At 44.0% G+C, this 14,986-nt stretch carries 13 protein-coding genes; 11 read left to right on the top strand and 2 right to left on the bottom strand.

The window, feature by feature from the left end:
• The first annotated feature begins 38 nt into the window (after positions 1–38).
• A complete protein-coding gene (locus ABFW99_RS09515) occupies positions 39–737 on the top strand; it encodes an RsmE family RNA methyltransferase (RefSeq protein ID WP_349354345.1) in 699 nt (232 codons plus the stop codon).
• A 66-nt stretch (positions 738–803) separates the two neighbouring features.
• Here the strand turns inward: ABFW99_RS09515 and ABFW99_RS09510 are convergent, their stop codons facing one another.
• Positions 804–1,958 carry a lycopene cyclase family protein gene (locus ABFW99_RS09510; protein WP_349354344.1) on the bottom strand — a complete coding sequence of 385 codons (1,155 nt, stop codon included), beginning with the start codon at positions 1,956–1,958 and terminating at the stop codon, positions 804–806.
• A 143-nt stretch (positions 1,959–2,101) separates the two neighbouring features.
• Between ABFW99_RS09510 and ABFW99_RS09505 the strand changes: the two genes are divergently transcribed.
• Both ABFW99_RS09505 and ABFW99_RS09500 read left to right on the top strand, forming a co-directional pair.
• Complete coding sequence (locus ABFW99_RS09505; RefSeq protein ID WP_349354343.1) at positions 2,102–3,121, top strand: threonine aldolase family protein; 1,020 nt, start codon at positions 2,102–2,104, stop codon at positions 3,119–3,121.
• Positions 3,122–3,290: 169 nt separating this feature from the next.
• Complete coding sequence (locus ABFW99_RS09500) at positions 3,291–3,746, top strand: nuclear transport factor 2 family protein (protein ID WP_349354342.1); 456 nt, start codon at positions 3,291–3,293, stop codon at positions 3,744–3,746.
• A gap of 77 nt (positions 3,747–3,823) precedes the next feature.
• Here ABFW99_RS09500 and ABFW99_RS09495 read toward each other — a convergent pair whose 3' ends face one another.
• Entirely contained in the window at positions 3,824–4,720 is an 897-nt protein-coding gene (locus tag ABFW99_RS09495) for a 3-methyladenine DNA glycosylase (RefSeq protein ID WP_349354341.1), read from the bottom strand.
• 113 nt (positions 4,721–4,833) lie between these two features.
• Here ABFW99_RS09495 and ABFW99_RS09490 point away from each other — a divergent pair, with 113 nt between their 5' ends.
• From ABFW99_RS09490 to ABFW99_RS09455, 8 genes are all read left to right on the top strand, one after another.
• A complete protein-coding gene (locus ABFW99_RS09490) occupies positions 4,834–5,700 on the top strand; it encodes a UbiA family prenyltransferase (protein ID WP_349354340.1) in 867 nt (288 codons plus the stop codon).
• Positions 5,701–5,974: 274 nt separating this feature from the next.
• Positions 5,975–6,598, top strand: coding sequence for a thioredoxin family protein (locus ABFW99_RS09485; protein ID WP_349354339.1), 624 nt, complete (start codon positions 5,975–5,977; stop codon positions 6,596–6,598).
• Positions 6,599–6,678: 80 nt separating this feature from the next.
• Positions 6,679–7,857: an aspartate aminotransferase family protein gene (locus tag ABFW99_RS09480; protein WP_349354338.1), complete on the top strand. Its 1,179-nt coding sequence runs from the start codon at positions 6,679–6,681 to the stop codon at positions 7,855–7,857.
• Between the two features lie 155 nt (positions 7,858–8,012).
• A complete protein-coding gene (locus ABFW99_RS09475; RefSeq protein WP_349354337.1) occupies positions 8,013–9,374 on the top strand; it encodes an NAD-dependent succinate-semialdehyde dehydrogenase in 1,362 nt (453 codons plus the stop codon).
• Between the two features lie 135 nt (positions 9,375–9,509).
• Positions 9,510–11,231 (top strand): NAD+ synthase, encoded by a 1,722-nt coding sequence (locus tag ABFW99_RS09470; protein WP_349354336.1) that lies wholly within the window; start codon positions 9,510–9,512, stop codon positions 11,229–11,231.
• Between the two features lie 99 nt (positions 11,232–11,330).
• Positions 11,331–11,774, top strand: coding sequence for a hypothetical protein (locus tag ABFW99_RS09465; RefSeq protein ID WP_349354335.1), 444 nt, complete (start codon positions 11,331–11,333; stop codon positions 11,772–11,774).
• 58 nt (positions 11,775–11,832) lie between these two features.
• Positions 11,833–13,338, top strand: coding sequence for a LysM peptidoglycan-binding domain-containing protein (locus tag ABFW99_RS09460; RefSeq protein ID WP_349354334.1), 1,506 nt, complete (start codon positions 11,833–11,835; stop codon positions 13,336–13,338).
• Between the two features lie 4 nt (positions 13,339–13,342).
• Positions 13,343–14,986 (top strand): S41 family peptidase, encoded by a 1,644-nt coding sequence (locus ABFW99_RS09455; protein ID WP_349354333.1) that lies wholly within the window; start codon positions 13,343–13,345, stop codon positions 14,984–14,986.

The following is a 14,986-nucleotide window of genomic DNA, read 5'->3' as shown; positions in this document are numbered from 1 at the left end:
CGGTGGTTTCCCGATTTACATTAAGCTTAGTGAATTGAATGATGGACAACGTATTTTTTGCACATCCTGAACACGTATCTGCAAACCGACTGGAATTGGTTGATCAGGAAGCAACGCATGCCTCCAAAGTATTGCGGTTTAAGGCAGGAGACGAGTTGTACGCTTCTGATGGCAAGGGGAATGTGTATAAAGCTCAGGTTTCATCCATCTCCAAGAAATCAGTATTCGCGAATATCCTGGAAACCCATTCGGAAACGGAGCCAACGAATAAGAAAGTGCTGGTTTTTGGAGCTATAAAAAAAAGAGACCGGCTGGAATTTGCTGTTGAGAAGGCGGTGGAACTTGGAGCATGGGAAATATGCATCTTTAATGCCGATCATTCCGAGCGATCCAGAATAAATGAAGACCGAATGCAATCCATCGTATTAAGTGCTTTCAAACAAAGCAAAAGAAGGTGGCTGCCTGAGGTTACCTATCAAAGCTCCCTGGATGAGGTTCTCGAATATTATACCAACTACCATACAATCATGGCCCATGTGGAAGCAGATGCTCATCATCCTGAAAGCTTAAGTCACGATAAGAATTTACTACTTGTAGGACCGGAAGGAGGCTTTTCTGAAAGGGAAGTAGAGTTAGCTAAGAAGAAGAATACTCAAATGATCTCTTTAGGGAAGAACAGGCTCAGGGCAGAAACCGCAGCACTTGCCATGCTTTCTCAGTTTTTGTTTACTACATAAAAAAACCGGCTGTAACCGGGTTTTTATTTGTGAATTCAGCCAAATTATCTTTACAGGCTTATCATTTCATAAATTCTTCCAGATAGCCTTAAAAAAGGGGATATAAGGTACGGAGGACATTATTTTTAAATCCTGACGCAGATTGGTGTCTTCACCAAGAAAACGAAAAATTTCATCAAAATTATTCTTCTTGAAAAGGGACCTGAACACTCTGAGGCTGTCGTTGGTAGAGTTGGAAAGGATATGGAGCAGCAACAGATCGTAATACCGATACTTTAGCTTAGACTGTTGAGGAGGAAGCGGTTCAAATCCCTGAATAAGGTTCTGTGCCAATTTTTGAGTGTAGTCCTGAATGCGGGTAAAAGTGTAGCCTGTGCTGGGTTTGGTTTGTCCTCCTACCGAACCCAGGTTGATGATGTTCTTGTCATAATAGGGTAAATGAGGACGGTCTTCCATAGGAATTTCCCCATATTCTTTACGTCTGATCTCATAATGATCTCTGTCAAGCCCGAGCTCATGCAGGAGGTAATGCTTAATCTTCTTTTTATATTTCTTCTTTTTTAGCACGTCTTCCGAAAAGACCGTGAACTCCAACAGAGCTTTGTTCTGTGTGTATGGCAATACGTACATAAAACCAACGCCGGGTTCAAAATCATTGTCAAAATCCATGATGGTAAAGGTCTCCGGGTCAAAAGCCGGCTCAAAGGTTTTGATTTCCCATCCCAAAAAATGTTGTATAAGCGGGTATTTGATTTGCGACCGGTCAAGGTCTTTGGGTTTCATGATGCTTTGGAAAATATGGTTGGCAATGTAACTGTCGCCTCCCTTGGTAAGCATAACCGCCTTACTTTGATTGGAAGAAAAATCAAGGATGTTGTCTTCAAGGAGATCAAAGTTTTTGTGCTTCTTTAACTCACTAAGTACATATTCCCTGAAATCCCCGCTGCGTATGCAGTAATAGCTGTATTCATTGAGGTAGCGGAAGGTGTTGTAGTCTAAAACCGAAACCCAGGTTTTCTTCCATTTCTTGTAGATGATATCACGGAATGGAGGTTCTTTGTTAGTCCAGAAACACCAGGTTTTATCATTGGTGGGTGCAAAGGTTGAGTCCGTTACCAGTACTTCCCCTTTGTAGTTCCCTTTAGCCAGGTACCAGGCAAGGCTGAGTCCGGAGAGTCCTCCACCTGCAATTATTACATCGTATTTGGCTTCAACCTTCAATACAGATAGCCTCCGGCTTTACTGAGTAACCCGAAAGAGTGAGCTGAATTTTTATACTTTTTTTCATGAGCTGAGTGAGCGTTACTTATGTTCGCGTCAGGTATTGATTATATTCCTTGAAATTGAAAAAGCAAAATGAAAGTATGATTGATTTACGCAGCGATACGGTAACACGACCGACTCCCGAAATGCTAAAGGCTATGACAGAGGCAGAGGTTGGGGATGATGTGTTTGAATCTGATCCGACGGTAAATAAATTTCAGCAGAGAACAGCCGCTCTTTTTGGGATGGAAGCCGGACTGTTTGTGCCAAGTGGAACCATGAGCAATCAGCTGGGCATTAGGGTGTTAACCGAGCCCGGAGACGAAATTCTGATTGATGAAAACGGTCATATTTTCAACTATGAGACCTCGGCAGCTTCAGCACTATCAGGGGTTCAGGTTACCACATTACAGGGTAAACAAGGGAAGTTGAGTCGGGCTGTTCTGGAAGATAAAGTCAGAGGTAATTTTGACTGGGAGCCCAGAACAAAGGTAGTATGTATCGAGAATACGACTAATAAAGGAGGGGGTGTTTGCTACTCAAAGGAGGAATTGAGCGAGATTAAAGACTTTGCGGATGAACATAATCTGGCCGTTCATCTTGATGGGGCGCGTATCTGGAACGCCATGACTGCTACAAATATCGGCCCGGAATATTTTGGTACCATTGCCGATACCATCTCGGTTTGCTTTTCGAAAGGATTGGGGGCTCCGGTTGGGTCTATGCTGCTCTCCTCAAAAAAGAACATTGCCAAAGCCCGGCGCTACCGTAAAATGTGGGGCGGAGGAATGCGACAAGTCGGGCTGCTTGCAGCCGCCGCTGAATACGGAGTGGATAATCACTGGCCGCTTCTCAAAGATGATCATCGGAGAGCCCGGGATGTGGCTGAAACCATTTCCAACTGTAGCAAACTCTCCATCGATATGGACAACCTGCAAACCAACATTCTCATTTTTGATGTATTGGAAGGGAATGCGGTTTCTGCTATCGAAAAACTCCAGGAAGAAGGCATTGTTATGATTCCTTTTGGCCCCAAGACCATTAGAGCAACCTTCTATTTCGAAATTGGTGATGAAGAAGTGGAACAACTAAAAGCCGTTTTGAAGAGATTATTCGGGTGATAGGGTGAGGGAGCTGTTATTAATAATATAATTTGAACAAATTCACCTTATCACCTTATCACCTTATCACCTTATCACCATATCACTTTATCACTTTACCAACTCATGTAACTATTTGGTTCGTACAACGTGTTGAAATACTGTTAACTCTCACCAAATCTACATAACTATGAAAAGATCTCTACTGATAAGTTCTGTTTTTGTGTTTGCACTGCTGCTGGTTGGCATAAATGCCACCGAATATATTGCCAAGGAAGAAGAAGCTGTTAAAGAAGTTATTCTGAACGGCTATGTTCACGGGGCATTCAATGAATTGAATCCGGAAGCGATGGCAGAAACCTTTCATAAAGATTTTGCCATCTTTTCTGTAGATGGAGAAGAAATCGGCAGGTACCCGATCTCGAATTGGATTGAAAGCACAAAGAACCGAAAAGAAAGTGCTGAATTTGATCCGGAAAACAATGTCTGGGAGCCGGAATTCACAAACATCAGCGTGACCGGAAATGCCGCATCCGTAGAATTGGAATTACATCACAAAGGAAAGCACGTGTTTACCGATTACCTGTCGTTGTTGAAATTTGAAAGCGGCTGGAAAGTGGTAGCCAAAGTGTATCACAGGCATTAGTGATGTGGTGATAAAGTGATTTGGTGATGGGGGATTCGAAAATTATCACCCAATCACCACTTCACCATATCACTCAATCAATCCACTTTTTGTAATACTTCTCTCATCTTCTCAATGATTTTCTCGCGGATTGGGAGCCCCTTTCGAAAGATCATTTCCTGCTTTTGTTTGTATTCCTTTCTGCCGGCTTCCGTCTCAATTTTGATGGGCTCCAGCCCTTGCTCTCTTAAATCGTAGGGGCTGGCCTGCATATCGATGTGCCTCGCTTCAACAGCCAATTCAAAGGCATCCAGTATCAGTGAACTGGAAATCCACGGGTACATTTTGAACGCCCATTTGTACAAATCCATATTGGAGTGAATACAGCCGGGCTGCTCGGTCTCATGAAAATTATCCCGTGAAAGTTCAAAACGGTTCATCGGTTTTGCAGGACTTGTGAAGAAGCGGAATGCATCAAAATGAGTACAGAGCAACGGGCGGGATTCCACAAATTCAGCCAGCTCATCCGGCTCCATACGCATGGGAACCTGATCGTGACGAGGATTGTCGGTTTTATATACCATGGCCCATTCATGCATCCCAAAACAGCCAAAGGATGGCCGGCTGGATTGAGTGTTCTCGAGCATCTGTAACATCCATTTCAATGAGGAAATACGTTTTTCAGGAAAGAGGGAAGGATCAATGAATGCTATATCGCCGTCATCGGTAAGCTCACTTACTTCCGGCAACAAATCGAAACTTGAAAAGGAAAGAGATACCCCCATTCCGGGCGACCACCTCCGTAAACCCGAAGGCCGAAAAGCATAGTATTCAAAAAGAAAATCCATGACCGGGTTTTTCTCCTGTCGGGATCGCGCCTCCAGGTAATCATCCAGCAACTCATTTACTCGTTGTTCATGAGCTTCCTTTTCCTGCAGCCATTCGGACTCAGCAACCAGTTTTTGATTCTCAATTTGTTTCGTCTCTGCTAACATGTCAGAAAGATAAGGAATGATTATTCAGGAATTAAAAAATCAGATTTAAAATGATAGATTAGAATAAACTTTGATACACTATCAATCATTTAAATCAATCTGGACCGGTAAATTTGAAACAGATACTCAATTTCTTTATTCATCTTCGGCTGCACTACCAGTTTTTTATTCTTTCCGGGGGATATTTAATCGCTGCACTTTTTGTGGATTCCGTGAAATGGGATCAATTCGGACTTCAATTCTTGAATGTGCATGTGCTGTTATTTGGGGGCGCTACGGCCTACAATTCCTGGTGGGATAAGGATGAAGGACCCATCGGCGGACTGATATCACCCCCGAAAATGAAAAGCTGGATGTGGCCGGCTTCCATGATTATGCAATACGCAGGCTTAGCGTGGGCGATGACGGTTGGGTGGAATTATGCGATCATTTATGCCGTCAGCATGTTGTTTTTTTGGTTGTATTCAACCCCGCTTGCCCGGTGGAAAGGGAAACCAATCCTTAGTATTGTAGCCATTGGCGTCAGCACCGGAACAAATTCGTTTTTTTTGGGATACCTGGCAGCAGGCGGCTATCCGATTACTTTTTCTGAAGATCTTATAGCCATCGGAGTGGCTGCAATAATTCTGAGTTTGTACCCGGTTTCACAGATTTATCAAACAGAGGAAGATGAAAATCGTGGCGACCGGACTTTTGCAGTTCGGTATGGAATACAGGGAGTGAAATATTTTTTTAGCCTGATGTTTCTTGCGGGAGCTTCCATGCTTTCTGCGATGTTATATATTCAGAATGAGCAGTTAGGTCTGATTTTTGGAGGAGTGACTTTATCAGCCTATGCAGTGCTTAGCACCTTTGTTTGGAAACTGGAAGGCAATCAGGATGAATATGATACCGTGATGAAAATGAAATTTTTTGCTTCTCTTAGCTTCGTCGCTTTCATAGGCGGAACGTTGGTGCTACAAATTCTTTTTCAAAACTAAGTTCGATTGGCAGTTGCACCTGATTTATCTCCCGGCCCTATAAAACCCTTCCAGAATTATGGCAACCTGTTTAATTCAAGCGAATGGGCTTAACTCTGGAAGGGTTTTAGGGTATGAACGCTTTTACTTCTTCATATAATCTCCAAATATATTCGTTTTCATTGAGTACGATTGAAGTAAGAAAACAGCTTGTAGAAGCTTCTAAATAATCGATTATTTAATGAAGTGACATACCAAATCAAATACATTTTAAGAAAGACGACTTACAAATAGCATGAAAACAGCAGTAGATTCAATAATAACGAGAGAGCTCATTGAGAATGCGCATTCCTTTGAGGAGTACACCGACTTGGTACAGCAATTATTTGACGATGGCCGGACAACCAATGATGATAACCGTCCTGACATGCTGGAGTACACCAAGTTGAATATTCACCGCTCTTCTAAATGGAATAAGAGGGCAAAAATCTCAGAGGAGCTGCAGAGGGAGCTCAGTGACTTTCCGGGAAAGATGATATGGCTGGTCATTACTGAAGGCTGGTGTGGTGATGCCGCTCAATCGTTACCTTTCATACACAAAATGTCCGAGTTATCAGACAACATCGATCTTAAACTTATTCTGAGGGATCAATACCCGGAAGTAATGGACGAGTTTCTGACCAATGGGTCACGATCTATTCCCAAGGTAATCGCGTTGGATCATGAAACGCTGGAGGTTCTGGGTACATGGGGTCCCCGGCCAAAAGAAATCCAGGAAACTTATATGGGTGAAAGAGCAAACCCTGATATCGAAAATAAAATAGCTACTCAAAATCTGCACTTGTGGTATGCCCGAAACAAAGGGAAGGCCATGCAGGAAGAATTCCTCCAGCTTCTGGATGAATGGAAGAAGGACTAGCTGAACCTGAATCGGTAAGACACTTAATTTATTTTGTATTACTTGGCTATCTTGGAGCAAATCATAGCTAAATCCCAAAAGTGTTAGACAAATTCCTCAAGTACATAGCTCAAACCAGTGATGCACCCATGGGACTGGAAATTTCTCATGCCGAAGGTCCCTTTTTTTATACCACAGACAATAAAAGATATGTTGATTTTATTTCCGGGATAGCAGTGAGCAGTCTGGGGCATCGCCATCCCAAAGTAATTGAGGCTATACACAAGCAGGTAGATAAGCACCTCCACGTGATGGTATATGGCGAATTTGTTCAAAAACCCCAGGTAAATTTTGCCGGTCTGCTAACGGCCAATCTTCCCGAACAGTTGAACCAGGTTTATTTTGTAAACAGTGGAACAGAGGCTACCGAAGGGGCGCTGAAGCTTGCGAAGAAATACACCGGTCGTACTAAGCTCATCGGTTTTAAGAACAGTTATCATGGGGATACGCATGGTTCGTTGAGTGTGACCGGGCGGGATGTTTACAGAGATCCATATTTACCGCTCTTGCCGGATGTTCATTTTCTATCATTTAATTCGAAGGAAAATCTCGACTTGATAGATGACGATACGGCGGCTGTAATCATGGAACCTATCCAGGGAGAAGGTGGGATCATTCCCGCTGATAATCAGTGGTTGCAGGAAGTCCGCCAAAGATGTGATGAAGCAGGTGCCTTACTCATCTTTGATGAAATACAATCCGGCTTTGGTCGCACAGGAAGCCTGTTTGCCTTTGAGGAATACGAAGTAGTCCCTGATATCCTGTGCCTGGCTAAAGCAATGGCAGGAGGAATGCCGATGGGGGCCTTCGTTTCATCCGCCGAAATTTTTCAAACCTTTAAGTACGACCCGCCACTGAATCACGTAACTACTTTTGGGGGACACCCGGTTTCTGCGTCTGCCGCATATGCTAACCTGAAAGAACTACTATCGGGCAATTATTTACAGCGAGCCAAGGAAATAGAGCAAATCACCAAAGAAAAATTGAGGGGCATCGGAATTGTGGAAGTTAGAGGCAAAGGAGCTATGCTTGGGCTTCAGCTGGAAAGTTGGGATTTAACCAAAAAGGTTGTTGAAGATTGTTTTGAGAATGGCATTTTACTTGGATGGACCCTTCACTCCAATACCCTAATCCGCCTGGCACCGCCTTTAATTATCGAAGATGATTTACTTCACGAAGTACTGGATAAGATTTTGGAATCCGTAGGAATGCATTCCTGACAGATCATGGATAACACTGCACAAGACTATTTTCCGAATCAGGGACATCCTGAAATCCTATAAATCATGGTTCAACTTAAGGAACACAGCAGTGGAATTTCCGTTGTCTGCCAGATGTTAGGGAATCAAGAAATAGAATTCACAAATCTAAGATTATGAAAACCATCAACCCGACTACCGGAAACGTCATCAAAGAATATGATGAGATGAGCTTTGATGAAGTGGATGAGATTATTCAAAAAGCGAATGCAGCTCAGGCTGACTGGAAAAAAATCGCTTTTGAAACTCGAGGATCTTATCTCAAAAAAATTGCTAACATTCTGAGAGAGCAGAAGGAGGAGTTGGGTAGGCTGATGGCCGAGGAGATGGGGAAGCCTCTTCAACAGGGTATCGGAGAGGCCGAGAAATGTGCCTGGGTTTGTGAATACTATGCTGAACATGCCGAAGAGTTTCTCAAAGATGACGCGGTAAAAACCGATGCATCCAAAAGTTATGTGACCTTCAATCCGCTGGGTGTGGTGCTGGCTATCATGCCGTGGAATTTTCCATTCTGGCAATTATTTCGGTTTGCAGCACCGGCGCTCATGGCCGGGAATGGCGCTGTTCTCAAACATTCGGAGAATACTACCGGCTGTGCTTTAAAGATTGAAGAAATCATCCATGAAGCTGGAATTCCAAAAGATTTATTTCGAACGATTGTGCGGGATAAATCCACTATGAAAGAGGTCATACAACACGAAGGTATTGCTGCGGTAACCCTTACCGGAAGCACCCGGGCCGGAAAAGCAGTAGCAGCCCAGGCCGGTGAAATGCTGAAGAAAGCCGTCCTCGAGTTGGGAGGAAGTGATCCTTCCATCATCCTGAGTGATGCAGATACTAAAGCCAGCGCTGAGACCAGCGTAAATTCAAGGCTGCTGAACAGCGGGCAAAGTTGTATTGCGGCTAAGCGTTTTGTTGTGGTAGAGGATGTGTATGACGAATTTCTGGCAGAATTCACAGCATTAATGAAGTCCAGAAAAGTAGGGGACCCTTTTGAGGAAGATACCGATGTAGGTCCACAGGCAAGGATTGACCTCAGAGATCAGCTTCACGAACAGGTTCAGGAAAGTATAAAGAATGGAGCTGAATTAGTGTTGGGAGGAGGAAAACCGGAGGGTAAAAGTGCTTTTTATCCGGTAACTATTCTCAGCAACGTGAAACCCGGTATGCCGGCCTATTCGGAAGAGTTGTTCGGTCCGGTGGCAAGCATCATTAAAGTGAAGGATGAAGAAGAAGCCATTCGGGTTGCCAATGACACAAATTATGGATTAGGTGCTTCGGTCTATTCACAGGATGTGGAACATGCAGAAGAAATTGCAGCTACAAAACTGGAAGCCGGCTGTTGCTTTGTAAATGATTTTGTTAAATCTGATCCCCGCCTGCCTTTTGGGGGAATTAAAAATTCCGGCTACGGAAGAGAGTTGGGACTGTATGGTATCCACGAATTCGTAAACACCAAAACGGTTTATGTTAAGTAAAAAATAATATGGTGATTGGGTGATAAGGTGATTTGTTTTGATCGTTCACTCATCACCCTAAATCACTTTATCACTTCATCACCTTATCACTTAAGCCCCAAACTCCTTATCTTGAATCGAATTAATTAAGAGACTGTGCGCATACGACTTCAACAACTCAACCCGACGATTGGGGATTTAACCGGAAATCAGGAACTGATTCTGTCAGCCATTCGCAAAGCTGAGAAAGACGGAATTGAATTATTATTGCTTCCTGAATTAGTAACATGCGGCTACCCGCCAATGGACCTTATGGAGCGCAGGGTATTTAGGGAATTGCTTTACAAAATGAATCGCGAAATCATTGATTCTACGGGAGAAACTACGGTTATATTTGGATCAATTACGGAGAATATGACGGGTAAAGGCCGAAGCTGTTTTAATTCAGCTATTGTGGCACAGCATGGAGAAGAGGTGACAAGAGTTCATAAAGCGCTGCTTCCAACCTATGACGTGTTTGATGATCTCCGTTATTTTGAACCCGGTAATGAATTTGAACCTGTGGTAATAAAGGGTTTTCCATTCGGAATTACCGTTTGCGAGGATATCTGGTTTAACGACAATGATATTCAGTACCACATTTATGATGTAAATCCTGCTGAAGTATTGGCTAAGAAAGGGGCAAAAGCCATTATTAATATCTCGGCTTCTCCGTTCAATAAAGATAAGCCGGTATCAAGAAAAAATATGCTTCAGAACCATGCCCGGAAGCTGGGTACTCCTCTTTTTTATGTGAACCAGGTAGGGGGGCAAACTGAACTTCTGTTCGATGGAGATTCCCTCGCTTTTAACGGCTCGGGTGAGATGAAAGCACGTTCAAAGAGGTTCGAGCCTGATTACGTTGATGTTATCTTCAATAAAGAAAATCAAACAGTTGAAGCAGTAACAGATGTTGAAGCCAATTTCGAAACTCCGGCTAAAGAACAAGTTATGTTCGAAGGGTTGGTGATGGGGGTGCGAGACTATCTGAAAAAGTCTAAAGCAGCAGATAAGGTAATTTTAGGCTTGAGTGGCGGAATCGATTCGGCGTTAGTCTGTACAATAGCTAAAGAAGCATTGGGTGCAGATAATGTGAAGGCTGTAACGATGCCGTCTGAGTTTTCATCAGAGGGTAGCGTATCGGATTCCGAAAAACTGGCACAGAATTTGGGAATAGAAATGCTCGAAATCCCCATAAAGGGTATTTACGAGGAATACCTGAATGCCTTATCCCCGGTTTTTCAGGGAACAGATTTCAATGTAGCAGAAGAAAATCTGCAAAGCCGTACCAGGGGCGACTTATTGATGGCAATCGCCAATAAGTTCGGCTACATGCTGTTGAATACAGGCAATAAATCTGAAATGGCTGTTGGCTATTGCACGCTGTATGGGGATATGGCCGGAGGATTATCTGTTATTTCCGATGTGTATAAAACCGAAGTTTATGATATTTGCCGCTGGTTAAATGAAGAGTATTATGGGAAAGAAGTAATTCCGGAAGCCATTTTAACCAAAGCCCCAAGTGCTGAATTGCGACCCGATCAAAAAGATTCAGATTCTTTGCCCGACTACGGAACTTTAGACACCATTCTGAGATACTACCTGGAGGAACAACGATCGAGAGAAGAAATCATCAGCAGCGGTATAGACGAGCACATCGTAGATAAAGCCCTCCGATTGGTAGATTTAAATGAACACAAACGATTCCAGGCGCCGCCCGGGTTAAAAGTGTCTGCGAAAGCCTTTGGAACCGGACGCAGGTGGCCATTGGCACAACAATGGACCGGACAGGAGAAGAAAATCATTCAATCCGGAAAAATTCGAAAAGAAGGGCGCTAATTCCGTGTTTTTTACGTTGATGGTGCCGTGAGTTCTACTCTCCCAATTCTATACAATAATTAGTACTTTAGACAATCATTTTAAAATCATCTCTAATACATGTTTAAGAAGTTACGAAAAACGGCTATTGCCATAACCTGTTGTATGTTTATTGCCCCGGGCATTTCTGCTCAGGACACCACTGCAACACTCGATTTGAAAGAAATGCCTTTGCGGCTTTTGGATTACAAAAGTCCTATGCAAGGCTTGCAGGAAGGTGATGGTATTACCCAGCAACCGGCCATGCAGGAACTGGATAACTTCCAGAAAGATATTATGAGCCGAATTTCAGATATCTACCGCATCCACATAAAAGCGATGGAAGCTCAGGTTGGTAACGACCCTCTGGAGGCAGAAGCACAAATAAATGATGCTGTAGCAGCCACGCAGGGGCTTTTGGATGATTATCCTGAAATTCGGGGTGACCGGAGATTTACCGAACTCTACCGATCTGTAATTTCAGAATACCGCCAGTTTTTACGGGATTACGGAAGTTGGAAATGAACCTGAAGGAGAGATTTTTGCAATTCAGGAAGAGCTTTTTTCCGAAGATGACAGCTGGATGAACGAAGACTATGACTTCCCGGACGACCTGCCATTGAATAAGACGGACGTTCCTCTCATCCAGAATGATAAGGTAAATCGACACCTGGTTTATTATACACTACGCCGCCCCGAAGTAATGGAGACCTGGTTACAGCGTGCGGTTAAGTACCAGCCCATGATGCGCAAGATATTCAGAGAAGAGGGCGTGCCTGAAGAGCTAACTTATTTAGCTTTTATAGAAAGTGGCTTAAACCCAAGCGCACGTAGCTGGGCAGCCGCTGTTGGAATGTGGCAATTTATCCGGGCAACCGGTTCTGTTTATGGGCTGGAAGCCAATTGGTGGATTGATGAGCGACGTGATCCTGAAAAAGCAACCCGTGCAGCCGCACGTCACTTAAGAGATCTATATAATATTTGGGGTGACTGGCATCTTGCAATGGCGAACTATAATATCAGTCCGCGTGGGCTGAAACGAGCTATTAACAGAGCGGGTGGTGTTGAAGATTATTGGGCAGCTTATCCATACCTGCCAAGAGAAACCCGTGGATATGTCCCCGGTTTTATAGCAACTACTATGATTGGGATGAACCCGGAAGAGTTCGGCTTTCAGAAAAGCTACCCCGGCGAGCCTTATTCCTATAAAGTTGTGGAAGTAGATGGCTTGATGGAATTAGCTGACTTAGCGGATGCTGCCGGTATCACAACCGAAGAGTTGAAAGAATACAATCCGGAACTACTTCGGTGGGCTACACCTCCGGGCGGGAAGTATCCGCTAAAACTGCCCGTTGAGACTGATCAGGAAGAGTTTTTAGCTAACTACCAGGAAATTCCTAAAGAGAGCCGAAGCCAGAATATTACCATGCATACCGTTCAGAGGGGAGAGTCGCTGGGAATCATTGCCCGTAAATATGGAACTACGGTAGCCGGGCTGTATGGTTCCAATGAAAACCTGTCCAGTACCATTTATCCGGGACAGAAGATTGTAGTACCCCTCCCTCAGGGAAGTGCCACACAAATTTCAGCCAACAAACCCACCAACCAGCAGCGAAGTGTAACCACCAGAAGATCATCTTCATCTCAGGTGAGTGCTCCTGCAAATTCAACAGCAGTGACCTACAAAGTGAAAACAGGAGATACGGTAGGGCATATTGCCGAATGGTATGACGTGAGGGCCTGGAATATCCGTACATGGAACGGAATCGGGAACACCATTCGGGTGGGGCAGTCGCTTACCATTCATGTGCCAAACAGCCGAAAGAGCCATTACGAAAAAGTAAACGAAATGAGCTACTCTGAGAAGCAGGCTATAGAGCGTAAGCAGCGTCGCGGAGAAGATATTTTCATCGCATCCGCCACCTCAACAGACAGCGACAATTATACCACCTATACCGTTAAGCAAAACGACACACTCAGTGAAATTGCTGAAAGTTTTGGGGTAGGCCTGAGTCAGTTAAGAAGCTTGAATAATATTTCCGGTAACCGGATTTATGTAGGTCAGACCCTTAGAATATCTGCCAATTGATTTTATGACCAGGAAAGGGAAATATAAAGCCACGTTTGCTACTGCACTTATTGTGCTTGCTTCAGCGGGGATTGCCGCACAACAAACGGATATCTATTTCCTGATCAAAAAAAACTTCAGCATTTTCAGCAATGCTTATGAAAATGTGGCTCTTGAGTACGTGGATGAAGTAGATCCGGAAATACTCATGCGAAATGGTATTGATGCCATGCTCGAGACATTGGATCCGTACACCGTTATGTTCAATGAATCTCAGAATGAGCAGGCTGAAATCATGTCGAGAGGTAATTATGCCGGTATTGGTATAGAGGCCGGTTACAGGGATGGTGAAGTTGTTGTGATAGCGCCAACTGAAGGCGGGCCGGCAGAACAAGTCGGTATAAGAGCAGGAGATGTGATTGTTGCCGTTGATGGAGTGTCTACGGAGGGTCTTCAACCTGAAGAGGTAAATGCACTTACCAGTGGTGAGGTTGGCTCTGATGTGACCATTTCCATAGAACGATTTGGGCTCGATCAAACGCTGGATTTCACGCTTACCCGCCAGCGGATTGAAGTCAGTAATATTTCTTACTCCGGACTAATCGGCGAGCAAAATAAAACCGGTTATGTGAGGCTCACTCAGTTTGGTAGCAATTCTGCCGAAGAAGTAAGGCAGGCTATGATCAGTTTAACCGAAAGTACTGATCTTGAGGGTTTGGTGATTGATTTACGAGACAATCCTGGTGGTATTTTACAGGAAGCTGTAGGCATTATTGATAAGTTTATTGAGCCGGGAATTACCGTTGTTGACATTCGGGGAAGGGTGGCTGAGTATAATCAGACGTTTGCCACACGAGAGCCTGTAATGTTTGACAAACCGGTGGTGGTTTTGATGAACGGAGGTAGCGCAAGTGCATCTGAAGTAGTTGCCGGAGCGCTTCAGGATCTGGACCGGGCATTGATAATCGGAGAGCAGAGTTTTGGAAAAGGACTGGTGCAGGTGGTTAAACCATTGCCCTATAATACTTCTCTGAAGATTACTATCTCCCGTTATTACATCCCAAGTGGCAGGAGTATTCAGTCTATTCAGTACACGCATCAGGGCAGGAATTCGGCTGTGATGAATAAGGGTTCATCCAAAAGAGAATTTAAAACCCGAAATGGAAGAACGGTTTATGAGGGTAGAGGGATTGAGCCTGATGTAGAGTCCGGTAAGGATGAATTGAGTATTCTGGAAGTGGCCCTGCTCCAAAAGGGTATGTATTTCGATTTTGCCACTGAGTATGAGGCTACACATGATTCCTTCCGCTATGAAGAGTTACCTGATCAGGTCTTTGAAGAATTTAGAAATTACCTCACTGAAAATGACTTTGACTTCACCACCGACTCCGAGAAATTACTCGATGAATTGTCTGTCCAACTTGAAGGCATTGAAAGAGCTGAAAGTCAATTAAACGGGCTGAGAACAGCTATTTCCAGAGAAAAAGAAAAACAGTTTACAGAAGATGAAGTTGACATCCGCAGAAATCTGTATCTCGAGTTGGTTTCCCGGTATGAGGGGCAAACCGGAAGGGTGGGGGCCGGACTAAAATCTGACCCTGATGTACTTAAAGCTCTTGAGTTTATAGCCAACGAAGTGGAAATGAGTAAGCTGCTGTCAGGGGAATAA

Origin of the sequence: Gracilimonas sp. BCB1 (assembly GCF_040117685.2) — a bacterium.
GTDB lineage: Bacteria > Bacteroidota > Rhodothermia > Balneolales > Balneolaceae > Gracilimonas.
The sequence above is the reverse complement of the archived record's forward strand: the minus strand, read 5'-3'. Positions and strand labels throughout refer to the sequence as shown.

What these genes read in the sequence shown, in the direction of transcription:
- ABFW99_RS09515 (WP_349354345.1), top strand. Translation starts at nt 39, where the DNA reads ATGATGGACAACGTATTTTTTGCACATCCTGAACACGTATCTGCAAAC.
- ABFW99_RS09505 (WP_349354343.1), top strand. Translation starts at nt 2,102, where the DNA reads ATGATTGATTTACGCAGCGATACGGTAACACGACCGACTCCCGAAATG.
- ABFW99_RS09500 (WP_349354342.1), top strand. Translation starts at nt 3,291, where the DNA reads ATGAAAAGATCTCTACTGATAAGTTCTGTTTTTGTGTTTGCACTGCTG.
- ABFW99_RS09495 (WP_349354341.1), bottom strand. Translation starts at nt 4,720, where the DNA reads ATGTTAGCAGAGACGAAACAAATTGAGAATCAAAAACTGGTTGCTGAG.
- ABFW99_RS09485 (WP_349354339.1), top strand. Translation starts at nt 5,975, where the DNA reads ATGAAAACAGCAGTAGATTCAATAATAACGAGAGAGCTCATTGAGAAT.
- ABFW99_RS09475 (WP_349354337.1), top strand. Translation starts at nt 8,013, where the DNA reads ATGAAAACCATCAACCCGACTACCGGAAACGTCATCAAAGAATATGAT.
- ABFW99_RS09465 (WP_349354335.1), top strand. Translation starts at nt 11,331, where the DNA reads ATGTTTAAGAAGTTACGAAAAACGGCTATTGCCATAACCTGTTGTATG.
- ABFW99_RS09460 (WP_349354334.1), top strand. Translation starts at nt 11,833, where the DNA reads ATGAACGAAGACTATGACTTCCCGGACGACCTGCCATTGAATAAGACG.
- ABFW99_RS09455 (WP_349354333.1), top strand. Translation starts at nt 13,343, where the DNA reads ATGACCAGGAAAGGGAAATATAAAGCCACGTTTGCTACTGCACTTATT.